Below are 24727 nucleotides of genomic sequence, written 5' to 3' on the forward strand. Positions count from 1 at the left end.
ATTTTCATGACCAGAGAACGTATTCCAGCTGCTCAAGCGGCAACGTGGAGTGGTATTGCCGGGAATATGACACTTGCAGTGATTAAGGCTGGCGTCGGTTATATGGCGAACAGCAAATCGCTGCTTGCCGATGGTCTGTATTCTGCCTCGGAAGCTGCTTCCTCACTGGCAGGTCTCTTCCCCTCGAAGTCTGTACAGGATAGGAATAAAGCTCGCAGGGAGAAGGCCAGAGAGCATTCGCGCATGGCGAGGCCCGGGATTACGGTGCTGCTGTCCGTCCTGATCCTTATGGGAGGGCTTCAGATTGCAATCTCTGCTCTGACCGGGTTGACCGGGGATGAGCCTGGCGAATCGGCAAAATACGATCATGCACTTATCGCAGCTTTTGCTGCACTTGCTGTGAAAGAAGCTATTTTCCAATTTCAATATCGATATTACCGCAGGCGCAATCAGTCGCAGGCACTGTCCTATGCTCAGGAACATCGCCGTGCGCTCTATTGTTCTCTCACCGTACTCGTAGGCATTGCAGGATCTATGGCTGGTGAAACGATGGGGATTCATGTGCTACTGTATATGGACCCAGCGGCTGCACTTATTGCTTCCTGCTTCGTGCTTCATAAGGGTTACCGTATGATTGTAGATACCGTCTATGGCTCGCTCGTTCAGGAACTGGAACAGGAAGAGGCCATGGATTTCAAGGAAACGGTACAACGGGTTTATGGTGTTATTACGATTGAACATCTGACTGCCCGGGAACAGGAACATGCTGTAACCGTTGAACTGGTCATTAGTGTGAATCCGAGAATTTCGGTGCTGGAAGCACAGGAAATTGCCAATCGTGCCAAGACCTTGCTATTAACCCGGTTTAGTCATGTAAAAGAAGTACAAATCCAGGCTATCCCTTATGATCCGGGATATCCTTACAAATCCAATCATGAACTGCCCGATCATGAAGCGACATTAATTCAGTAATGAAGCGCGGGTCCCGTAGATCAGGAAAGGAGCGTTATCATTGCTTTATTCGCAATACCGGTGGAACACACCGAATATCGATTTGGAGGCGGCTGCGGGACTCTCGCAGGCGCTTTCCGTTTCAGCACTTGTTGGACGTTTGCTGGTTAGCCGGGGAGTCCATAATGAAACTGAGGCAGAGCGGTTTCTTCATCCCGATCTGGGGCAGATGCATGATCCTTATCTGCTTCGGGGCATGAAGGAAGCTGTACCCCGTATCCGGCTTGCGCTCGAGCGTGGTGAACATATTTTAATTTATGGAGATTACGATGCAGATGGTGTGTCCAGTACTTCGCTGATGATCCATTTAATGCGGCATCTTGGGGCATCCTATGATATCTACATCCCTCATCGGTCCAATGAAGGTTATGGATTGCACAATCATGCGCTGGACTGGGCTCATCAGCAAGGGGTTACTCTAATTATTACGGTTGATACAGGAATCAGTGCGGTAGATCAAATTGCATATGCGGCAACACTTGGAATGGAAGTCATCGTAACAGACCATCATGAACCGCCTGAGACTCTTCCAGAAGCGTTTGCTTTGATTAATCCCAAACTTCCCGATTGTCCCTATCCTTTCAAAGGCTTGGCCGGTGCGGGAGTAGCCTTGAAACTGGCCCAAGCCCTGATCGGTGAGGTGCCCGGCGAATGGATGGAGATTGCTGCCATTGGCACCGTCGCCGATCTCATGCCGCTTGAAGGAGAGAATCGGGTTATTGTCAGTTATGGCGTTGAGTCCATGCGGGGATCACGTCTGCCAGGCATAAGTGCGCTACTTGAGATTAGCGGCGTGGATCAAAGCCAGGTTACATCGGTGAACATTGCCTTTGCGATGGCTCCCCGTATTAATGCCAGTGGTCGTTTAGATCATGCAGGCAGAGCTGTTTCGCTTCTTACAACCGAGAATCTGGATGAGGCTCATATGCTTGCAGGCCAACTCGATCTGTTGAATCGGGAACGGCAGCAGGTCGTCGAGGGCATTGTCCAGGAAGCCAGCGCGCAGTTGGAACAAAAAATTCAGCTGCGTTCCGGCAAAGTTCCCGATGTGATCGTTCTTGCGGGAGAAGGCTGGAATGTGGGGGTTGTGGGCATCGTGGCTTCCAAAATACTGGAACGCTATTATCGTCCGACACTCATCTTGGGAATAGACCCTCAGACGGGTGTATGCAAAGGCTCTGCCCGCTCCATTGATGGCCTGGATATCTATGAGGCACTTACCGCTTGTAAACATACAATGGACCACTACGGTGGACATCCGGCAGCGGCAGGCATGACTCTTCATCGGGATCAGCTGGAAGAACTGGAATCGGGGTTGAATGAGTTTGCAGCCGCCGTTCTGACGGAAGCGGATTTTATGCCTGAGCGACTGGCAGATGACGAGTGTAGAATTAGTGACGTGCCGCTGAAAGTCATTCAGGAAATTGACAGACTTCAACCTTTCGGCATGAGCAATCCTTCGCCTCGTTTTGTTTTGAGGAATGTCATGGTAAAAGAAACACGAACGATGGGCCGGGAGAAACGACATCTGAAACTGGTTCTCGAACAAGACGGGCAGCAGCTCGAAACGGTTGCCTTTGGCAAGGGAGCTTTAGCCGAATTTTTACCTGTGGGTACTCTTATTGATGTAATGGGCGAATTGTCCATCAACGAATGGAACGGGATGCGCAAACCGCAATTGATGCTTCAGGACATTCATGTTCCACATGCTCAAGTCTTCGATTTGCGTGGGAATGCCGATCCACTTAACACGATGAAGCAGTTCCTTGATTCACTTGAAGTACATCTAAGGTATACATCTGGCTCAATAGGTGCGATTGTCCGGAAGGATATCCATGTTTCTGAGGGAAATTCATTGTATGAACCGTGCCTTTGGGTATATGATAGAAAGGTCGGGTTGTTTCCGTATAATGCTGCAGCGCAGCATTATGGACAGGAACAGGTCCGGACGTTATTTGTGTTTGATACGCCGGAAACCCCGGAACAACTTGATGCCATGCTGGCCATGTTCAGCGGAGCCGAGAATATCATCCTTCTGCACGGATCAGGCAACCGCCGAGATCGCCTTCAGATGCCTTCCAGAGACCTCTTCAAGCGTATTTATATGCTGGTGTCGAAATGGAGAGCTGAACCGGTAGAGGAACAAGAGATTACTCCTGTGCTCAGTCGTCAGTGTGGATGTTCGCCGCGTATGATTACCATGATGCTGGATGTGTTTGAAGAGTTATCGTTCATCACCCGCAAGGATGGCAAAATATCGTTTGTGGATAACCCGCCCAAACGCGATCTGGCCTCGTCCCGTCATTATCAGGCATTGGAAAATATGGCCGAGACAGAACAGGTACTGCTGGATGCATCTACACCGCAGCTGACACAATGGATGATATCCCGGATGAAGGGCGTATCTTAGATGGAAGTTGTGTATTTATTTTAGGAGGAGATTATTTTGGATTTTAAAGAGTATATTCGTGTCATTCCTGACTTTCCACAACCGGGAATCAGCTTCAAGGACATTACGACATTGTTGAAGGATGGAGAAATGTACCGCAAGGCAATCAATGAGCTGAAAGTAATGGTTTCTGATCTCAAAATTGATGTCATTGCTGGACCTGAAGCACGTGGTTTCGTTGTGGGCGCCCCTCTGGCATACGCTCTTGGTGTCGGCTTTGCTCCGATTCGCAAAAGTGGAAAACTGCCTGGAGAGACGATTGAAGTAGGTTATGATCTCGAATATGGCAAGGATACACTTGCGATGCATACCGATGCAATTGAAAAAGGACAAAACGTCCTGATTGCTGACGATTTGCTGGCAACGGGTGGAACGATTGCAACTTCCGTTAACCTGATTGAACAATTGGGAGGAAAAGTTGTAGGTGCGGCATTCCTGATTGAGCTGTCTGACCTGAATGGACGTGCCAAATTGCCGGAGATCGATGTATTTACGCTGATGAACTACTAGATCCCTGCATGTGTGCTGTCTTATCACTTTAAAGTGCATCTCCCGTTTCCCGGGAAATAATATACAGCATTAATGATTATTAAAAAGCCTGCTTTCTCATTTCCTAAGAATTGAGAGAGCAGGCTTTTTGGTATCTATGTTTGTTGGTAACCCGAATGCGGATGATTATGATCCGACCAAGGACATTAGTCCGGGGTTTTCTCTGTCAGTGGCTGTTTTTCCGGCTGGTCATTAGACCATCCGAGTACTTCGAACAATTTGAACAACAGGCTCAGCAGGATTCCTACAATAGTAGCCAGTGCCATGCCTTTCAATTGTACTCCATAAATGGATACCTGAGTTCCACTGAGTCCGATCACAAGTACAAGCGTTGTCAGCAAGAGGTTCGTTGGTTTGGCAAAGTCTACTTTTTGCTCGACCAGGATACGCAGACCGGATGCGGCAATGACACCGAACAGAAGCAGGGATACACCACCCATGACCGGAACCGGAATGTTGGCAACAAGCGCCGAGAATGTTCCTGAAAACGAGAGCACGATCGCTATGATGGCTGCGCCACCAATAACGTAAGTGGAATAAACTCTTGTAAGTGCCATAACACCGATATTTTCACCATAGGTCGTATTCGGCGTGGATCCAACAAAACCGGACAGGATAGTGGAAACTCCGTTTCCGAGCAGGGAACGATGGAGACCAGGGTCTTTGGAGAGATCCTTGCCCACAATGCTGCTCGTTACGAGCAAATGTCCGATGTGCTCTACAATAACTACGAGAGCTACGGGCAAAATAGTGAAGATAACGGACCAGTCAAACGTTGGTGTGGTGACTGTTGGCATGGAAATCAAATCAGCACTTGCAATCTTTTCCGTTTCAACTGCATCCATAAAGTACCCAAGTACATATCCGGATACAATTCCGATCAGAATGTGAATGATTTTGGGGAATCCGCGGAAGGTTACGGCTCCGATTACAGTGATACCGAGAGTTACCATGGATAAAATAATGGGCTTGGCCTGAGGAACCCAGTTGGGGTTGTTTACAGGGTCAGAGTTGATCAGCCCAGCCATGCCTGCTGCAACAGGCACGAGTTCCAAACCGATCAGGGCTACGATGGCTCCCATGACTGCTGGAGGGAACACAACATTAATCCAGCCTGTCCCGGCATATTTGATGATAAGAGCGACAAGACAGAATACAATGCCTGTTATAATAAATGCTCCGAGGGCCATGGAGTAGCCGTTACCCGGATGCGATTCTATAACAAATGTAACGGGCGCGATAAAAGCAAAGCTGGAACCCAGGTATGCTGGTATTTTGCCTTTGCACATCAATATGTAAAGCAATGTTCCGATACCGTTCATCAACAGGATCATGCTTGGATCAACCCCGAACAGGTTGGGTACAAGCACCGTGCTGCCAAACATGGCAAACAAATGCTGCAGACTGAGCAGGGAGCCAGATCCTAGTGGCATCTTCTGATTAACCTGAATTTCGCGTTGCAATGAACATTCATCTCCTTTTCCGAAACACAAATCTTCAATAGATTACAGAGTTTCTCTTAATTAAGCAATAACATTTTTTGCGATTCGGATTCGAATGTACGTTTTTTAGCAAATATTGATTCTATTTCGAATATAAATGGCCATAATATTTAAGATAAAGGCACGGTTTAATCCCGTTAAGCGGATGATTGGTACATTGATGGGCCAGTCATAAATTCTTTTAAAAAAATTGGATATATGCTCTTATTCGTCAGCAGTTGACGGGAAACGGGCGAAGCGTCATAATTATAGGAAATTACTTTTACGGGGAACCTGTGTTGATGCATTTGTCACGGGTTCCATTTTGTATAGAAAGGACACGGAACAGATCAGAATGGGCATAGAGCAATTACTCGAGAAGGCCGGAGCTTATATCAAAGAACCCGATCTGGTGCGCATACGTGAAGCCTACGAATTTGCTGATCAGGCCCACCATGGACAGACGCGAAAATCGGGAGAACCGTATATTCTGCATCCGCTTGCGGTTGCCGACATTGTTGTGAACATGCAGATGGACACCATCTCCATAATAGCAGCGCTTCTTCATGATGTTGTAGAAGACACTACGGTATCGCTTGAGGAAATCCGCACTCATTTCGGCAATACGTGTGCCATGCTTGTTGACGGCTTGACGAAGCTGGAACGTATTCAGTTCCGCTCCAAGGAAGAGCAGCAGAACGAAAACTATCGTAAAATGTTCATCGCCATGGCGCAGGACATCCGTGTCATCGTTATCAAATTGGCTGACCGCCTGCACAATATGCGGACACTCAAATTTCAATCGGAAGAAAGCCAGCGCAGGATTTCTTATGAGACACTGGAGATTTTCTGTCCCATTGCCAACCGTTTGGGTATATCTGCGATCAAATGGGAAATGGAGGACATTGCTCTCCGTTATTTGAATCCGCAGCAATACTACCGTATTGCAAATCTGATGCACAAGAAGCGTGCAGAACGTGAGCAGTACATCGATACGGTGATGGATGGAATCACGACCAAGCTTGATGAGATGGGAATTCAGGCAGATCTGTCTGGTCGTCCGAAACATATTTACAGTGTGTTCAAAAAAATGACAACGAAGAACAAGCAGTTTAACGAAATCTACGATCTGCTTGCGATTCGTATTATTGTGGATAATATCAAAGATTGTTATGCTACCCTCGGCATTATACACACATTATGGAAACCGATGCCTGGGCGTTTCAAGGATTATATTGCAATGCCTAAGGCTAACATGTACCAATCGCTCCATACAACGGTGGTTGGCCCGAATGGGGAGCCGACTGAAGTTCAGATTCGGACATGGGATATGCACCGTACTGCCGAATTCGGGATTGCGGCCCACTGGGCCTATAAGGAAGGTGCAGCAACCGGAAATAATTTTGAAGATAAAATTACGTTCTTCCGGGAAATTCTTGAGCTTCAAAATGAAGCACAGGATGCATCTGAATTTGTCGAATCCCTTAAGATGGATTTCTTCTCTGATTTGGTATTTGTATTTACGCCAAAAGGTGAAGTCATTGAGCTGCCTACAGGTTCCGTGCCGCTGGATTTTGCGTACAGAATTCATACCGAAGTGGGTAACCGTACAATTGGAGCCAAAGTTAACGGTCGTATCGTTCCACTTGATTACCATCTGAAGACTGGAGATATCATTGAGATTTTGACGTCCAAACATTCATATGGTCCAAGTCAGGATTGGCTCAAAATTGCGAAATCATCTCATGCGAGAGCCAAGATCAAGCAGTGGTTCAAGAAGGAACGCCGCGAAGAAAACGTTGAAAAAGGCCGCGAAAGCTGTGAGCGCGAGCTGAAACGTATGGGGCTTGATCCTTCTGCGTGGATGACGGATGACAAATTGATGGAAGCATGCAAAAAATATGCATTTAACGATATTGATGACATGCTTGCAGCGGTTGGATTCGGTGGTATTACTGCTGCGCAGATCGTAACCAAAGCGACCGAGAAATTGCGCAAGGAACAGGAAGAGTCGAGCTTGCTCGAATTGAATTCCGAAATGCGGGAGCTGAAGCCTGCACCTGAGCGCAAGAATCGTCCTACCAACGGCATACGTGTCAAAGGCATCGATAACTTGCTCGTTCGCTTTGCACGCTGTTGTAATCCTGTCCCGGGTGATGACATTATTGGTTACGTTACGCGCGGACGTGGGGTATCCGTGCACCGCAGCGACTGTCCGAACATTCCTTCAAGCGGGGATGGAGAGGAAGCAGCACGCGTCATTGAGGTGGAATGGGAAGAAAATATCGAGGCCAACTACAGTGTCGATATTGAGATTACCGGACATGATCGCAATGGATTGCTCAATGAAGTGCTTCAGGCCGTTTCCGAAAGTAAAACCAATATATCTGCCGTCACCGGACGGACAGACAAAAATAAATTAGCATTGGTGCACGTTACAATCCTGATCCGCAATACAGAGCATCTGCATTCTGTCGTCGAACGGATCAAACGGGTGAAAGATGTCTATTCCGTGCATCGGATTATGCAGTAAGGAGCCTGTTAGATGAGGGTGCTTGTACAACGTTGCAAAGAGGCTCAGGTTACAGTTGGTGACGAAATAACGGGACGGATTGAATCCGGGGTCATGCTGCTCGTAGGTATTACTCATGAAGACACGGAGAAAGATGCGGTGTATCTTGCAGACAAGGTGGCAGGACTTCGCATTTTCGAGGATGATCAGGAAAAGATGAATCTTAGCCTGATGGATGTGGGTGGCGCAGTCCTTTCGGTCTCACAATTTACACTTTATGGCGACTGTCGTAAAGGGAAACGCCCGAGTTTTGCTGCTGCAGCCCGGCCAGAAGCGGCTGAGGTGTTATATGAGACCTTTAATCAACTATTGAGGGATAAAGGCATTCAGGTGGAAACAGGGAGATTCGGAGCCATGATGGATGTGTCCTTCACCAACTGGGGGCCCGTGACTTTAATGCTGGAGAGCCCTCTCCGTCAGGAAGCACGTGCATAATTCACCCGGGATCAGGCCATAATGAGGGATAGTTCTAGTACTAGCATAAGCTGATTAAAGGAGTATCTCTCACTATGCGTCAATCTGCCAAGATAACACGTTCCCGTATGGAACCACTGCTCATTCCCGGGAATCTGTATGAGTCGCTAAAGTTGGCTCGCGCAGCTTCTGAATGCGTGGCTACGATCTGGTCTACCCAGGATTCGGACAAGGGAGAACAGAGTCACCTGCCGCGTGCCTAGTTAAGATGAAAGCAAGCAGTCATTTTATATGTTGAAAGCTTACTCGTATAGCAGCAGAGCCGAAAGCCTTGATTCGATACTTGAATCAGGGCTTTTTTATGTGATGTTTTTGTTTCTATATTGGAAAGAAACTCAATGATCGATTGCTTAAGCTGTTATAAACAGCTGCAGTTAGGGTAATAACAACACGAGGCACAGGATCGTGCCGAGGTTCAGGGTTTGTACATGGATTTACTGAGGTTGTAAATTACTAAATTCTGCAAAACCCGAATATGAAAAGATTTTTCGAACACGGAAAGGAGAACGTACGTTATGAGTAAAGTTGCTTTTTTATTGGCGAACGATTTTGAAGATTCGGAAATGCAGGTCCCATATGATGAGGTGAAAAAAGCCGGACACGAAGTGGAAATCATCGGTTTGAAGGCAGGAGAAACGCTCAAAGGTAAAGGCGGCAAGGCTTCCTATACTTCAGACAAGGCGATTGCAGATGTATCTGCTTCAGATTATGACGCAGTAGTCATTCCAGGAGGATCATCTCCTGAAAATCTACGCACGGATGAAAACATCCTGAAGTTTGTAACGGAGATTAACAGTGCGAAGAAGCCAATCGCGGCAATCTGCCATGGACCGCAAATTCTGGCCAGCGCTGACCTGCTCAAAGGGCGAACCATTACGTCCTATCCGCCGCTTAAGGATGATATGGTCAATGCAGGTGCTGAATTTAAAGATCATGAGGCTGTAGTGGACGGCAATTACATTACATCGAGAACACCAGCCGATGAGCCTGCATTTGTTCGTGAACTGTTGAAAGTCATATAATCGGTCACAGGTAAACGATTTAACTTGTTTATCAAGTTAATCTGCACAAATACATGATGTAATTTATTCCGACAAAGGAGGGTTTGACATGGCAAAGCATATTCAGGCATATTTTCGAACCGAAGATGAGGCGGAGGGTGCTAGAACTTCACTTCAGACGTTTCGTACCGAGCATTTGGAGGTAGGACAGCTGGACAGTGCGATTGGCAGAGACAAACGCATCTTGCTACCGCTGGTGCCTTATAATACGGCGGGTGGCGCAGGTACAAATGGAGCCATGGGTGTGGGTACAGCGCCTGGAGTTCCGGCAAGTGAGAATGTTGTTCCAGTGGTTAGTAATGTGGATCGTAATGCTGACCGGGATGTGCGCGACAATGTGAATGCGGACGGTGACCTGCTCAGAGCGGCAGACGTCTCCTCGGACGATTATGATGATCTGCATTATGTTTTGTCTGCCAAAGTCCAGGATGAGGATTATGATGAAATTGTTCATAAGCTTCGCTCCAACAATGCCTATGTGGAAGAATTGAATTAACGTGTAGATCATGGAAGAGCCCCTGCGACGCCTGACTTCATTTATGTCAGCGCGATCACAAGGGCTCTTCTGTATAAGTTTACTTTTATAAATATAAAGCGCTATCATTTTTGTAATATTACTGTAATATTAGTTACATAAGGCTTTAACATAGGGCGTTTATAATAACAAGCATGACCCCCTTTTTTTATATATCCTTTGAGCCTGCACACCGTGTGCAGGCTTTTTTTTGCTGTCTTTTGATGTTAGCCCTTGACTTTAGTACTGCGGTTCATTACAATCAGAAAATAATATGTTGACTATAGTCAATATCAGTCGTTTTCTTGAATTATATTACTGATTTGATGACGGGACCAAGTACTCCGTGCCCACATGAACAGAGAGGAATCCCTTGGCTGTAAGGATTCTCTTGATGAGCGGACGAATGACTTCCCCGAGAACAGACGGCGAACACATCAGAGATGATTCTGATAGCCATTAGCCGGCCTGCGCAGGACGTGCGTTACACGTAGAGCGGAACGATGGTCTGATCGGATTGCGATAATGCAGTCTTTCATGATCAGATGATCACCTGAACGGCGAAAGTGTCAGGAGTTCCGGAATGTGGGTGGTACCACGGGTGAATGTATATACACAATCTCTCGTCCCTTTGTTTGCTGTATGCAGCGACAGGGCGAGGGATTTTTTTGTTATATAGAGAAAATAGAGGCTGGAGGGATGCAAGATGGCTTTTCAGAAACCAACGGGAACACAGGATTTACTGCCGGGCGTAGTGGAGAAGTGGCAGTTTGTCGAAGAGAAAATTAAGGATCTGTGTCGCCGTTTTAATTACCGGGAGATCCGTACACCCATTTTTGAACAGACTTCACTGTTTGAGCGAGGGGTAGGCGAAACAACTGACATCGTTGAAAAAGAAATGTACACGTTCAAGGATAAGGGCGATCGCAGCATGACACTTCGTCCGGAAGGAACTGCTGGTGTTGTACGTGCTTTTGTAGAGAACAAGCTCTATGGGGAGCCAGACGTAACGAAACTTTATTATGTAGGTCCCATGTTCCGCTATGAGCGTCCGCAAGCAGGACGCCAGCGTCAGTTCCACCAGTTCGGGGTAGAGGCATTCGGAGCAGTAGATCCGGCAATTGATGCAGAGGTTATCGCACTTGGTTATCAGTTCTGTGTTGAGCTGGGGTTGAAGGATGTCAAAGTTGAAGTGAACTCGGTGGGTAATGCGGCAAGCCGTGCTGCCTATCGTGAAGAGCTGCTGGGCTTCCTGAGACCGATGAAGGACACCTTGTGCAAGGATTGCCAAAATCGCATGGAACGCAATCCGCTTCGCGTCCTCGATTGTAAGGTAGATCAGGACAAATTTGTCGGTGCGCCTTCCATTCTGGATAGCCTGGACGAGGAAGCAACAAACCACTTTGCCAAAGTTCAAGGTTTCCTGGATGATTTCGGCGTAGACTATGCAGTGAATACGCGTCTTGTGCGCGGACTGGATTATTACACCATGACAGCATTTGAATTGAAGGCACAGGGGATTGGTGCCATTGATACCGTAGGTGGCGGCGGCAGATATAACGGCCTCGTTGGAGATATCGGCGGACCGGATCAACCGGGCATTGGTTTTGGTATCGGTCTGGAACGCATTCAACTGATTCTGGAACACCAAAACATTAATGTAAGTGCCCTCACTCCGCTTGATGTGTACTTTGTTGCTCTTGGAGAAGCAGCAGATCGGGAAGTAAACCGTTTGTTGTTCAAACTTCGTCAGTCCGGTCTTTCAGGTGAACGTGATTATCTGGGGCGCAAGATGAAGGCTCAAATGAAATCAGCGGATCGTTACAAAGCCCGTTATACGGCGATTCTTGGTGATGATGAGCTGGAACGCGGGGAGATCGCACTCAAGGCTATGGATACAGGTGAACAGCAAACCGTGAAACTGGAAGAGCTGATTGCAACCATTCAGGGAGCCCAGTAAGATCGCACAAGCCAGAGTAAGTTAAATTCATTTTTTTATATGATTCGGCAGCCTTACGGGGCCTGGAAGCCATTCAATGTGGATTTTGTCCAAGAATGTTACAGCTCCCGTAAGTACAACGCCTTTCAATACATCGTCTTCACGCAACCGCGCTGTTAAAGTAATGGTCTTGGCCAACTTGCACAGAACGGAAATTCACATAATGAGGAGTTTGGTTATGAAAAGAAGTCATCATTGCGGCGCATTAACGACCGCACACATCGGCGAAACCGTAACATTGAACGGCTGGGTACAGACCCGCCGTGACCTGGGGGGCGTACTGTTTATCGATCTGCGTGACCGCAGCGGTATTGTACAAGTGGTATTTAACCCGGCCTACTCCGGCGAAGCTCTGCAAATTGCTGACCGGGTACGTAGTGAGTATGTTATCGCCGTATCGGGTAAAGTGGTTAAACGTGATGAAGAGACCGTGAACAAAAACCTGCCTACAGGTGAAATTGAAGTTCAGATTACGGAAATCGAAGTGCTGAACGCGGCAAAAACGCCGCCATTCTTCATTGAAGATGGTGTGGAAGTCGATGAGTCCCTTCGCTTGAAATATCGTTATCTGGATCTGCGTCGTCCGGAAATGTACGAAACACTGAAATTGCGTTCCAAAGCGTCTAAAGTATTCCGTGACTACCTGGATGGAGAAGAGTTCGTTGAAGTGGAAACACCGATTCTTACGAAGAGCTCCCCGGAAGGTGCGCGTGACTATCTCGTACCAAGCCGTGTGCATGAAGGTGAATTCTTCGCTTTGCCGCAATCTCCGCAAATCTACAAACAATTGCTGATGGTCGGCGGACTTGAGCGTTATTATCAAATCGCCCGCTGCTTCCGGGATGAAGATCTGCGTGCAGACCGTCAACCTGAGTTCACACAAGTCGACATCGAGACTTCCTTCCTGGAACAGGATGACCTGCTGCCGATGATGGAAGAGCTGATGGCCAAATTGCTGCGTGAAACGAAAGGCATTGAGCTTGAGCTGCCATTCCAACGGATTACGTATGCAGATGCGATGGGTAAATACGGTTCAGACAAACCGGATCTGCGCTTTGGCATGGAGCTGGTGGAAATGAACGATATCGTAGCGAACAGTGGTGTAAAAGTATTTGCTTCTGTCATCGAAAAAGGTGGAGAAGTGAAAGTACTGAATGCCAAAGGCTGTGGCACGTGGAGCCGCAAAGAGATCGACGATCTCGGACCATTCGCAGCACGTTACGGTGCCAAAGGTCTGGCGTGGATTCAAGTGAAAGACGGCGAATTCAAAGGCCCAATCGTGAAATTCTTTACACCGGAAGAGATTGAAGCGGTAAAAGAACGCACTGGCGCTGAAGAAGGCGACTTGCTGCTCTTCTCTGCGGACAACAAAAAAGTGGTTGCAGACGTTCTGGGTGCACTGCGTCTGAAAATCGGCCGTCAACTTGGTCTGATTGATGACAGCAAATTCAAATTTGCCTGGGTTGTGGACTTCCCACTCCTTGGATATGATGAAGATGCGAAACGTTACGTGGCAGAACATCATCCGTTCACTCGTCCAAAAGACGAAGATGTGGCTCTGTTCGATACAGACCCGGGTGCGATTCGTGCTCAAGCTTATGACCTTGTTCTGAATGGTTATGAAGTAGGTGGCGGTTCAATGCGTATCTACAAACGTGACGTGCAAGAGAAAATGTTCGCTGCCCTTGGGCTTTCTCCAGAAGTATCCAATGAGAAATTCGGTTATCTGCTTGAAGCATTCGAATACGGAACTCCACCACATGGCGGTATCGCCTTTGGTCTTGACCGTCTCGTTATGCTGCTGGCAGGCCGTACAAACCTGCGTGAAACCATTGCCTTCCCGAAAACGGCAAGTGCAACCGATCTGCTCATGAACGCACCTTCTGAAGTGGACGGAGCCCAGTTGGAACAACTTCATATCCGTGTAGCCCGTAAACCGGTGGCGGAAAAGAAATAAAGGAGGCATCGATTCTCAATGCTCCATCAATTTTCAAGAACAGAGCTGGCAATCGGACCTGAAGGTCTGGATGCTTTGAAAAATAGTACAGTTGCCGTGCTTGGTATTGGCGGCGTGGGCGGTATAGCCGTTGAAGCCCTTGCTCGCAGCGGGGTTGGACGCATCATCCTGATCGATAAGGATGTGGTGGACATCACCAACGTTAACCGCCAGATTCACGCGTTGACCACGACCGTTGGTCAGAAAAAAGCCGATCTGATGGTGGACCGGGTCAAGCTCATTAACCCTGAGATTGATGCCATCGCCTTGAACATGTTTTACACGGAAGAAACGTATGAGGAACTGTTTAAATATGAACTGGATTATGTCTTGGATGCATCCGACACGATCATCTACAAAATCCATCTCATTAAGGAATGCCTCAAACGTAAGATTCCCGTGATTTCCAGCATGGGTGCGGCGAACAAAATGGACCCTACGAAATTCCAGGTCGCGGATATTTCCAAAACGTCCATGGACCCGATTGCCCGTGTAGTTCGTACAAAACTGCGCAAAGAAGGCATCAAAAAAGGGGTCAAAGTGGTCTTCTCTACGGAGGAGCCATTAAAGCCGCGTGAAGATGTTACTCAAAAGATCGTTCCTGAGAACGCACCGGAAATTCGCAAGGCAAAACAGCCACCAGCGAGCAACGCGTTTGTTCCTCCGGTAGCCGGACTGATCATGGTCAGTGTGGCAGTCAAGGAATTGATTGAAAATGCAGCGAAAAAACAACAATAACCTGTTGAGCGAAAAGCGTAGGTGCCTACAAGGCGCCTGCGCTTTTTTTATAGTCATCGCGTGATGTACTTCAATCCTAAAACCGTGTATGATATGTGGTGCTGCGCGAAATGATGATAAATATATAGAGAAATGGCAGTGTACATAGAGAGAGGGGAACAGAACGGATGAAACAAGGTTGGATGACCAGACGTCTCGGTGTGGAGCCGGGGGACCAGTGGAAAAAAGAGATTGTGGCGGGAGCCATCTCCTATTTTGCTGTCGTTTATATCGTGATGGTCAATGCTACAATTCTGGCAGATGCTGGCATGCCTTTACAGGCAGCGATGGTAGGCACACTGCTGACGTCTATTGCGGGTTGCTTGCTGATGGCATTCGGCGGAAAGTCACCTATTGTGGTTGTACCCGGAATGGGGATTAATGCATTTTTTACGTACACACTCGTACATTCCATGAAGCTGAGCTGGCAGGAAGCACTGGCCGTGGTGGCCGTTACAGGTATACTTTTTGCAATCGTTGCATTTACATCCCTATATAAATTGATCAGCGAAGCCATACCGAAAAACCTGCAGCATGGGATTACGGTGGGAATTGGCCTATTTTTGACCTTTATTGGTTTGCAGAAAAGCGGAATAGTTATTGCTCACCAGACCACGTTCGTAGCAATTGGGCATTTCAATGATCCTAATGTCATTACGGCCTGCGTAACACTGGTACTTGCTGTGATTCTATTCATACGTAATATTCAGGGCGGACTTCTCATCAGTATTCTGATCGGGACTGGACTTGCCTATGTGCTAGGTGCAGTGAATCCGGGTGAACCAGTGTCCGCGATGGAGGCGCTGCGTCAATACGGCGGGTTGTTTGGCGAATTGTCCCTGATGAAGCTGGCTGATGTTGCGTTCTGGATTGCTGTCTTTTTGCTGCTGCTGATTGTTGTATTCGAAAATATCGGATTGATTACGGCTCAGACGCAAATGATTGATCGCCCGCAGCGTTTCAAAGGCAGCCTGCGCGCTCTGTCGATCAGTACGGTATTGGCAGGTATATTCGGGAGCAGCCCTCCTGTAGCTGCGGCAGAGACTACGGCCGGGATTGCAGCAGGCGGACGCACGGGCTTGACACCGCTCGTTACAGCCGTGCTGTTCGGGGCGACTTTTTTCTTCATTCCGCTGCTCGGGTATATTCCGGACAGTGCAATAGCCCCCATTTTGATCATCATTGGCGGTTTGATGGTGCAAGGTGTGAAGGATATGGATTTTGGTGACTTTACAGAGGCATTCCCGGCATTTCTGATTATGGTCATGATTCCCTTTACGTATAGCATTGTGGACGGCATGGCGTTTGGTTTCATTGCCTATCCACTGGCGAAGCTGGCCGCAGGTCAGGGAAAACAGGTGCCTGTGGTCATGTACGGCATTTCGATACTCTTCTTGGCTAACTTCGTACTGCATGGTATTTTGTAAAAAGATTGAATCAATCGCTAACCAAAGAAAAACCCATATAAGTACGTACGTATGATCTTGGATAAACAGATGGAGAACGGGAGGAACAGGAATGGAAGAACAGCAGCAGCTGCAAGAGCTGAATGAGCCAAAGGTAGGGAAAAAGGGCTTCAAGGATTTCGTCAAGCTGATCACATCCACGAACCCTCCGAAGCTGATCCTGATTCTGGCCCTCATCTTAACCTTGATTCAAACAACGGCTGGATTGATTGTGCCCTTAATGACCAAAGGCTTGATTGATGGGCTGACAACTTCGGCGCTGGACAAATCGGTGATTTTTCTGCTGCTTGGAGCATTTGTCATTCAGGCCATCGCCTCGGGGATCAGTATCTATATGCTGAATTATGCCGGACAACGTGTGGTTGCCACACTTCGAACGAAACTGTGGAACAAGGTGCTATCCCTGCGTATGCCGTATTTCGACCGTAATCGTACAGGGGATACAATGAGTCGGATCACCAATGATACAAACCAGATCATGACACTGATCGCCGATTATCTCGTTTCGTTTGTATCCAACATTATTGCGGTTGTGGGTGGTGTAGCACTTCTCTTTTATCTGGATTGGGTAATGTCCCTCATTATACTCAGTCTGGTGCCACTAACTCTGTTGATTCTACTGCCGGTAGGCAGGAAAATGTACAAGATCTCCAAAAAACAGCAGGATGAGATGGCAGGGCTTACGTCTGTGCTTAGTCAGGTCATTGGCGAAATTCGCTTGGTGAAAGCCTACGGAACGGAGAAGCAGGAATCGGAAGCAGGAGACTCCCGAATTCGCAAAATGTTTGCATTCGGCCTGCAGGAAGCTCGCATCCTTGCACTGATCGGGCCGCTGTTCACCTTTGTCATGACCGCTGTACTCGTTGTCATTCTAGGTGTGGGTGGTATGCGTGTAGCGTCGGGGCTGTTGTCGCCAGGTGAGCTCGTTGCGTTCATTCTGCTGCTGTTCCAGGTCATTATGCCAATGGGTCAGTTCACAACCCTGTATTCACGTTTGCAAAAAGTGGTCGGTGCAACTGAACGCATTCAGGCTATTCTTGCACATGAAGAAGAACCACAACACAGTGTGAAATTAGCTCCAAAAGGCAACGAGACCATTGCATTCAACAACCTGCATTTCGCCTATGTCACAGGAGAAGAAGTCCTGCACGGTATCCATTTAACCGTTCCAGCGCGTAAAGTTACGGCGATCGTCGGTCCGAGTGGCAGCGGCAAATCAACTCTATTCTCACTGCTTGAGCAGTTTTACCTTCCCGGTTCGGGTAACATAACTTACGGTGGACAAGACATAAGGGATTATTCGCTCGCATCCTGGCGCAGCAAGATCGGATATGTTTCACAGGAGAGTCCGTTAATGGCAGGTACCATCAAGGACAACATTACCTATGGGCTTGGACGAGAAGCAAGTATGGACGAGATCCGGCATGCCGCAGACATGGCATATTCGTCCGCATTTATTGATAACTTGCCCCAAGGTTACGAGACCGAGGTGGGGGAACGTGGAATCAAGCTTTCGGGCGGCCAGCGTCAGCGTATTGCCATAGCCAGGGCACTGCTGCGCAGTCCGGATATCCTCATGCTTGATGAGGCAACGTCCAGTCTGGACAGTACTTCGGAACATGAAGTGCAGCAAGCCCTTTCGAATTTGATGGAGGGACGGACAACCGTTGTAATTGCGCATCGTTTGTCTACAGTCGTGGATTCGGATCAGATTGTTGTACTGGAGCAGGGCCATGTCACCGGGACGGGTACACATGCAGAGCTAATCAGCACGCATCCGGTATATCGTGAGCTGGCTCAGAAACAGTTTGTGGCACAAGATGGGAAGCCAGAGCCCGAGGAGTATTAATTGATAACGATGTAAACCGTTGTTCTCTCGTCTTAAAGGGACGGGAACAGCGGTTCATTTGTCTTTTCGTCCTGTTAACTGTAGCTTTTTGCCATTCAATATGATATAGTGGGTATCCTTTTGTGTCGTCAGATTGGCTATGCAAAAAAACATATTCTTAGGAGGTAACTGAAACATGTCAGACAGCTTTCAAAGTGCCTATCAAGAAGAAGAGTACAGGTTAGAGCGAACGATGGAGGAAGTGGATCGTCAGCTGGAACGGCTGAAGAATATACCGGTTTATACTGGCCACGATTTCACCGAACAAGTGCTGGAAGCCGGACGCGAAGAGCGCCGCACCGCCTTGTCCAAGAGCGCGCAGCAACCCTATTTCGGACGCTTGGATTTCGAAGAACAGGGCAGCGGTGCACGGAAGCCGCTGTATATTGGCAAAGTCGGCGTAGACCGCGAAGAGGTGGGAGAGCATCCGCTCGTCATCGACTGGCGCGCTCCTGTCGCGAGCCTGTTTTACTCATTTACCGGAGGGGAAGCCTCCGCAACCTACGAAGCACCGGAAGGCCTGATTGAAGGCCTGGTTTATCTGAAACGAAACGTTGTCATCCGGCAGCGGATATTGGAGCGTGTTGCAGACACATATAACCGGGATAGCGATCAGCCGGCCGTATCGGATGAGTTTCTCGTTTATCGGCTGGGAGAGAACAAGGATAACAAGCTTCGTGACATCGTATCTACCATTCAGGCAGAACAGGATCAGATCATTCGTGCGGCGAGAAACACCGCATTGATTATTCAGGGTGTGGCGGGTTCGGGGAAAACAACCGTTGCCCTGCACCGGCTGGCCTTTTTGCTGTATCAGTACAAAGAGCAGGTATCTGCAGAGAAGATGGTTATCTTCGCACCCAACCACATGTTCCTCGATTACATCTCGGATGTACTTCCGGAACTCGGCGTTGGAGATATTCAGCAGCGCACGTTCCCAGATTGGGCGATGAATCTGCTGGGATTGGAAATGCCTCTGGCAGATACGTCGGAGACACTGAATACCTGGTTTGAAACGCCGGATGCACGTCCCGAATTGAATGATGACGTACCTGGGCGTTATAAGGGCTCGATACGCTTCATGAAACTCATTCAGGAATGGCTGTCAGGCATGGAGGAGGAATCGGTACCCGATCTGGACTTCAGTCCCTGGGACGGTGCGGTACTTAGCAAGGCAGAGATCGAAAGCTGGTTTAGCGAAGAATATAAGCACTACCCACTGGCTAAACGTAAGGAGCGCGTAATGGCGCGGATCCACCGCTGGATCGAAATGGAGCTCAAGAAGCCTTGTCCCGAGAGCGTGCGTAAAGAACGCAAAAAGAAAGCAGCGACACGTGAAAAAGCATACGCCAAAAAGTGGCCCCAATATGAACCGCTTACGCTATATAAACAGCTGTTCAAGGCTGCTAAGGGTGGCTCAGTTCCTGCTTCACTAAGCAGTCTTATTCCCAAAGGTGTGATGAAGCAGACGACAGCAGATCTGAAGCAGGATGTTATTCGTGAAGAGGATCTGCCTGCGCTCGTGTATATTCACACACTTATTCATGATATTGAAGGAGCGGAACGATTCGATCATGTCGTGATTGATGAAGCGCAGGATTTCTCGCCATTTCACGTCGCTCTGCTGGATCTGTTTGTCAAAGGACATTCCTTCACCATCCTGGGTGACTTGTCCCAAGGTATTCATGAGTATCGCGGGGTTCATGCATGGGAAGAGGTGAGCACCCTGTTTCCCGACGAGCAGAATGCATATTTTGCCTTGACCCGGAGCTATCGTTCCACCATGGAAATTATTGATTATGCCAATACGATACTGGAACGTGGGGTCAAAAGCGGAATTACGGCGATTCCTGTCTTCCGGAGCGGAGATCCGGTTCGAACATTAGCCTATGAGGGTGAAGGAAGAACGAAGAGTCTTAAACGGGCTTTGAAGCTGTTAACGGTGAAAGACTACCGCACAGTATCCATTCTGACGCGTACCCTGCATGAAGCGGTTGAGCTTCATCGTGAACTTCTGGATGCGGGCTGGGACCTGAACCTGATCGATGGCGGCAAGAAGAAATATACAGGCGGACATTCCGTTTTACCTGTCTATCTGTCCAAGGGACTAGAGTTTGATGCGGTTATTGTGGCAGATGCGGATGAGCAGCATTATCTGTCTAATGCGGGCGATGCCAAGCTGCTGTATGTGGGCTGTACAAGGGCATTGCACGAGTTGTGGCTGTTCCATGATGGTGACCTACCGTCTTATGCGGCCGCAACACACCATTCTGAAGGCGAATCGGTAACCATTCAGGGCTGGCCGGATAGTGACACCGAATAAACATGGGTAGAGCAATGTAATATCAAGAATATAAAAGGCATGTCGTTCATGGGTAAATCCCATAAGCGCATGCCTTTTTCTGCTGGTGTATGACAATCTCAACTCATTGGAGGAGAATGCTTGCGGAGTTCAGATGAGCGTTCTTTCCTTTTCTGTGCAGATGAACGACGATTAACCATAAAAATACCAACACCTATGAGTATGCCGCCAGCACCAACGAACCACTGGACCTGTTCCTGCAGTAAAATCCAGCTCGACAATACTCCAAAGAATGGTGTCAGAAACAGATAGGAACTGGTTTGGGCGGGGTCACTATGCTGCAGCAAATAGAACCAGAGTGAGAACTGGATTATGGAGCATACAAGCGTCAACCAGAGCAGCACTGCAACCGAGGTGGGGTTCACCATAAAATAAGGCTGTTCAGTCCATGTGCTAAGCAGAAGCAGTACTGCGCCTCCAGCGAGCATCTGGTACGCGGTAAGCACAAAGGTATCGTAACGATCACCCCAGCGTTTAATAAGTAATGTGGAGACTGCGAAGGAAACCGCACCACCAATTCCAATCCAGGTTCCGGGGCTAAAACTCATTTGCGAGCCAAAGGTTAATAGGACGCCGGCGAGGCCGAGGATTACACCCATCCACTGGCTGAAGCGATACGTTAACCGATACAATAAAGCACTGATGATAATGACCAGCAACGGATTGGTAAAGGTAAGAATGGCAGATTCACCGGATGTAATCCAGTTCATGCTGTAATATGCGCATCCCATCACTCCAGCAGATTGGAACAGGCCAATTAAAATGATTCTTAGCCAGGCTTGCCATCCTGCAGGTAGAGGGCGTTTCCGCAGAAACCAGGCCATCAGGCCCCCTGCCAGTACGTAACGCATGCCCATGAGCAGGAACGGTGGAGCATACAACATGCCGATTTTGCCAACCGGAAAAGAAGTGCCCATAATGAATGTGGTTAACAAGATCCATATTGTATATTTCATTGGTTTCATCGCGCGGCTGTCAGCTTGAGTACCGGGGCTCATACCGTCTGACCGCCATCTACGGTAATGAGCTGTCCGGTCATGGATGGCTGTTCAAGCGCAGCACATATCATGTACGCAATATCCTCAGGCGAAGAAATTCTCTGTAATAACAACGAGCCACCGAGACGATTCATTCGTTCCTCGTTTCCGGCCCACCAACGGGTTGCAACGGCGCCAGGGACGATGGCATTCACCCGAATGAGCGGTGAGAGTGCGTGGGCAAGAGATAAGGTCAGGCCGTGAACTGCCGCTTTGGAAACCGCATAAGGGAGAGAGGAGCCGGAACCTGTGCTGCCCGCAATACTTCCCAGGTTCACAATGGAGCCGCTGCCCGCTTTCTGCATTCCTTCCGCCACTGCACGAGCGCAATGAAACATGCCCTTCACGTTCACATCATACAGTTCATTCCAAACATCCTCCGTAACGGATTCCAGATCCTGCAGAGGAATGTGACGGGTGATTCCGGCATTGTTAACAAGGGCAGTTATGGGGCCATACGTTTCGGTAACTGTCGCGACCATCTGCCGGACGTCCATGTCACCAGCAACGTTGGCTTGAACAGCGAATGCCCGACCTCCTTCATCCACGATCTGTTGAACCGTTTCTTCTGCCGCATTCCGCGACCGGGAGTAGTTGACAGCGACCCGTGCTCCCTTTTGAGCCAGCAGCAGACTCACCGCACGTCCAATGCCTGTTCCGCCGCCTGTAATTAAGGCTACTCGGTTGTTCCAGTATGTCATGTTGAACACTCCTTATCATCATCCAGCTGGTGAACTGGTTTGGAATCTACATGAATTGTAGTCCTGTTTGCGCATGGAGTATAATGATTGTTAGTGAACTGGCCATCATTTTGAATGATGTCAGAAGTGGGGGATAAGATGGAGAGCGGAGATCTTCGAATATTTCAATGTGTGGCACAGGAAGGAAACTTGACGAAAGCTGCTTCGAAGCTGGGATATGTACAATCCAACGTCACGGCCCGGATCAGACATCTGGAAGCAGAGGTGGGCACCAAGCTGTTCATTCGTCACAACCGGGGAATGACGTTATCTCCAGCGGGAGAGATGCTAATGAGTTATGCAGATAAAATTATTGGTCTGCTGAACGATGCCTCTAAAGCGCTTCAGGCGACAAGTGCGCCATCGGGTCCATTGCGAATAGGCTCTACGCAGACTGCAGCAGCGGTGCGATTGCCCGAACTTTTTGCAGCATATTATAGGCGATACCCTGACGTGTCCTTGTCACTGACCACTGGGAATTCGCAAGCGCTTATAGACCAAGTTATCGGGTATGAATTGGAAGGTGCATTTATTGGTTGTGCCTGCGATCATCCCGAGATCGCGTCTCTGGATGTATTTGATGAAGAACTGTTTGTGGTTTCATCTGGTGTAATGCCAGAAGATGAGCTTACTCGTAAACCGATCCTTGTTTACAGCATGGGATGTTCTTACCGTCAGACGTTAGAGGAGTGGTTGCTATCCTGCGGGGTAAATCGCCCTATAATCATGGAATTTGGCACATTGGAAGCCATTATCAGTGGCGTAGCATCGGGGATGGGCATCTCATTGTTACCAGAGATTGTTATTCGTCAGCAGATGAATAGTGGCATACTTCGCAAGCATTCGCTTCCCGCGGGCATGAGCCGGATGATGACTCGTTTTATTACACGCAAGGATGCGTTTGTCAGCAGTGCGCTTGGTGCATTTATGGCTATGCTGCCGCGGGATTATGATATGATAGAGAGTAGAGAATATTGAGGTGTTTAGATCCAATCTAGGATAGGCAATCCGTTAAGGAAGTGATGAGCAGTGGATTTATTTTCGTTTCAACAGGACTCCAAACCCCAGGCAAGACTGCTTGCTGATCGCATGCGACCAGAGCATCTTGATGAATATATTGGACAAGAACATATTATTGGATCAGGTAAGCTGCTGCGGCGCGCGATTGAAGCAGACCAGATCTCGTCCATCTTGTTATACGGCCCTCCCGGCTGCGGGAAGACGACGCTTGCCCACATCATCTCCAAGCATACACAGGGAGAGTTTGTTCGTCTGAACGCAGTGGACGCCTCGGTGAAGGACGTTCGTGAAGTTATCGAGCAGGCACAGACAAACAAGCAGCTGTACGGAACCAAAACCATATTGTTCCTGGATGAGGTACACCGCTTTAACAGTTCCCGTCAGGATGCATTGCTGCCAGCAGTGGAGAAGGGCACCATCATATTTATCGGTGCTACGACAGAGAATCCATTTCACTATGTGAATGGAGCCTTGATGAGCCGTTCAACCCTTTTTCAGCTCGAGTCGCTGAACAAGGCACATTCGCTTGTTGCAATGCGCCGTGCGCTGGCGGATTCCGATAAAGGGCTTGGATTCATGGAACTGCAGGCAGATGACGAAGCTCTGGATCATATTGCCACCATGGCCAATGGAGACATTCGGCGTGCTCTAAATGCGCTGGAATTGGCTGCGCTGACCACGCCGCCTGAGAAGGATGGGTCCATTCATATTACGCTTGCCGTGGCAGAGGAGTCGATTCGTCGTCCGATTGTGAAGGCGGATGAGTCCACCCAATATGATGTGCTGTCTGCTTTTCACAAGAGCATTCGCGGTTCAAGTGATGCTGCATTGTTCTGGTTTTTGTACGCAGTAGAGAAGCTTGGCATGGACCCGATGACATTTATCAGGCGTCTGATTGCCGCGAGCAGCGAAGATATCGGTCTGGCGAATCCACAAGCGATGACCCAAGCTATAGGTGCACTGGATGCCTACCGTAACAACGGATGGCCCGAAGCGAAGCTGAATATTGCACAGGCCATTTTATTCGCAGTGGAGAGTCCGAAGTCGAATGCGGTATACACGGCCATTTCGAAGGCGATGAGCGCCATCGATGAGGTGAAGTCGGCTGAGGTACCGCTCCATTTAAGGGATACCCATTACTCGGGAGCAGTGAAGCTGGGACATGAAGGTTATCAATACCCTCATAATTATCCGGGGCACTATGTGAAGCAGGAATATCTGCCCAAACAGCTCTCGCGAAGAGTATTCTATGAAGCAACAGAGCAAGGCAATGAGTCGAAAATCAGGCTGAACCAACAGCGGAGAAAAGAACTGTAAGATTGATGACCCGG

General features: G+C 48.5%; 19 protein-coding genes. 16 read left to right on the plus strand and 3 right to left on the minus strand.

What is annotated here, in order from left to right; translation table 11 throughout:
• Window positions 1-6 precede the first annotated feature (6 nt).
• From ABIC22_RS15825 to ABIC22_RS15835, 3 genes are read left to right on the plus strand one after another with little or no spacing between them, the layout of a single operon-like run.
• On the plus strand, window positions 7-972 hold the full coding sequence (locus ABIC22_RS15825; protein WP_095289481.1) for a cation diffusion facilitator family transporter: 966 nt from the start codon (window positions 7-9) through the stop codon (window positions 970-972).
• A 40-nt stretch (window positions 973-1012) separates the two neighbouring features.
• Window positions 1013-3421 (plus strand): single-stranded-DNA-specific exonuclease RecJ, encoded by a 2409-nt coding sequence (recJ, locus tag ABIC22_RS15830; protein ID WP_354482033.1) that lies wholly within the window; start codon window positions 1013-1015, stop codon window positions 3419-3421.
• A 36-nt stretch (window positions 3422-3457) separates the two neighbouring features.
• Window positions 3458-3970 carry an adenine phosphoribosyltransferase gene (locus ABIC22_RS15835; protein ID WP_095289483.1) on the plus strand — a complete coding sequence of 171 codons (513 nt, stop codon included), beginning with the start codon at window positions 3458-3460 and terminating at the stop codon, window positions 3968-3970.
• 185 nt (window positions 3971-4155) lie between these two features.
• On the opposite strand, the gene uraA is transcribed toward ABIC22_RS15835, so the two are convergent.
• Window positions 4156-5472 carry a uracil permease gene (gene uraA, locus ABIC22_RS15840; RefSeq protein ID WP_354482037.1) on the minus strand — a complete coding sequence of 439 codons (1317 nt, stop codon included), beginning with the start codon at window positions 5470-5472 and terminating at the stop codon, window positions 4156-4158.
• Between the two features lie 373 nt (window positions 5473-5845).
• Here uraA and ABIC22_RS15845 point away from each other — a divergent pair, with 373 nt between their 5' ends.
• The 11 genes from ABIC22_RS15845 to ABIC22_RS15895 all read left to right on the plus strand — a co-directional run bounded on the left by ABIC22_RS15845 (window position 5846) and on the right by ABIC22_RS15895 (window position 20560).
• Window positions 5846-8023, plus strand: a complete 2178-nt coding sequence (locus tag ABIC22_RS15845; protein WP_127538623.1) for a RelA/SpoT family protein — start codon at window positions 5846-5848, stop codon at window positions 8021-8023.
• A 12-nt stretch (window positions 8024-8035) separates the two neighbouring features.
• Window positions 8036-8497 (plus strand): D-aminoacyl-tRNA deacylase, encoded by a 462-nt coding sequence (gene dtd, locus ABIC22_RS15850; RefSeq protein ID WP_095289486.1) that lies wholly within the window; start codon window positions 8036-8038, stop codon window positions 8495-8497.
• Between the two features lie 74 nt (window positions 8498-8571).
• Window positions 8572-8739, plus strand: coding sequence for a hypothetical protein (locus tag ABIC22_RS15855; RefSeq protein ID WP_153979744.1), 168 nt, complete (start codon window positions 8572-8574; stop codon window positions 8737-8739).
• Window positions 8740-9051: 312 nt separating this feature from the next.
• Window positions 9052-9558, plus strand: coding sequence for a type 1 glutamine amidotransferase domain-containing protein (locus ABIC22_RS15860; protein WP_153979743.1), 507 nt, complete (start codon window positions 9052-9054; stop codon window positions 9556-9558).
• 88 nt (window positions 9559-9646) lie between these two features.
• Window positions 9647-10093 (plus strand): hypothetical protein, encoded by a 447-nt coding sequence (locus tag ABIC22_RS15865; protein WP_127538625.1) that lies wholly within the window; start codon window positions 9647-9649, stop codon window positions 10091-10093.
• Window positions 10094-10817: 724 nt separating this feature from the next.
• A complete protein-coding gene (gene hisS / locus ABIC22_RS15870; RefSeq protein WP_354482042.1) occupies window positions 10818-12071 on the plus strand; it encodes a histidine--tRNA ligase in 1254 nt (417 codons plus the stop codon).
• Between the two features lie 217 nt (window positions 12072-12288).
• Window positions 12289-14067: an aspartate--tRNA ligase gene (aspS, locus tag ABIC22_RS15875; RefSeq protein WP_095289507.1), complete on the plus strand. Its 1779-nt coding sequence runs from the start codon at window positions 12289-12291 to the stop codon at window positions 14065-14067.
• Between the two features lie 18 nt (window positions 14068-14085).
• Window positions 14086-14844 carry a tRNA threonylcarbamoyladenosine dehydratase gene (locus tag ABIC22_RS15880; protein WP_095289508.1) on the plus strand — a complete coding sequence of 253 codons (759 nt, stop codon included), beginning with the start codon at window positions 14086-14088 and terminating at the stop codon, window positions 14842-14844.
• A 167-nt stretch (window positions 14845-15011) separates the two neighbouring features.
• The gene (locus ABIC22_RS15885; RefSeq protein ID WP_354482046.1) at window positions 15012-16310 is read left to right on the plus strand and encodes an NCS2 family permease; all 1299 of its coding nucleotides are present in this window, start codon (window positions 15012-15014) and stop codon (window positions 16308-16310) included.
• A 91-nt stretch (window positions 16311-16401) separates the two neighbouring features.
• Entirely contained in the window at window positions 16402-18198 is a 1797-nt protein-coding gene (locus ABIC22_RS15890; protein WP_354482049.1) for an ABC transporter ATP-binding protein, read from the plus strand.
• A 175-nt stretch (window positions 18199-18373) separates the two neighbouring features.
• Window positions 18374-20560: a HelD family protein gene (locus ABIC22_RS15895; protein WP_354482052.1), complete on the plus strand. Its 2187-nt coding sequence runs from the start codon at window positions 18374-18376 to the stop codon at window positions 20558-20560.
• A 98-nt stretch (window positions 20561-20658) separates the two neighbouring features.
• Here ABIC22_RS15895 and ABIC22_RS15900 read toward each other — a convergent pair whose 3' ends face one another.
• Both ABIC22_RS15900 and ABIC22_RS15905 read right to left on the minus strand, forming a co-directional pair.
• Window positions 20659-21597 (minus strand): DMT family transporter, encoded by a 939-nt coding sequence (locus ABIC22_RS15900; RefSeq protein WP_354482055.1) that lies wholly within the window; start codon window positions 21595-21597, stop codon window positions 20659-20661.
• The gene (locus ABIC22_RS15905) at window positions 21594-22337 is read right to left on the minus strand and encodes an SDR family NAD(P)-dependent oxidoreductase (protein WP_354482057.1); all 744 of its coding nucleotides are present in this window, start codon (window positions 22335-22337) and stop codon (window positions 21594-21596) included. Before ABIC22_RS15905 ends, ABIC22_RS15900 begins: the two co-directional genes overlap by 4 nt.
• 138 nt (window positions 22338-22475) lie before the next feature.
• On the opposite strand from ABIC22_RS15905, the gene ABIC22_RS15910 reads away from it, so the two are divergent.
• On the plus strand, window positions 22476-23354 hold the full coding sequence (locus tag ABIC22_RS15910; RefSeq protein WP_354482059.1) for a LysR family transcriptional regulator: 879 nt from the start codon (window positions 22476-22478) through the stop codon (window positions 23352-23354).
• 51 nt (window positions 23355-23405) lie between these two features.
• Window positions 23406-24713, plus strand: a complete 1308-nt coding sequence (locus ABIC22_RS15915; protein WP_154896068.1) for a replication-associated recombination protein A — start codon at window positions 23406-23408, stop codon at window positions 24711-24713.
• Window positions 24714-24727: the final 14 nt, after the last annotated feature.

The organism is Paenibacillus sp. PvP094, assembly GCF_040546835.1.
In the GTDB taxonomy this organism is placed as follows: domain Bacteria; phylum Bacillota; class Bacilli; order Paenibacillales; family Paenibacillaceae; genus Paenibacillus; species Paenibacillus illinoisensis.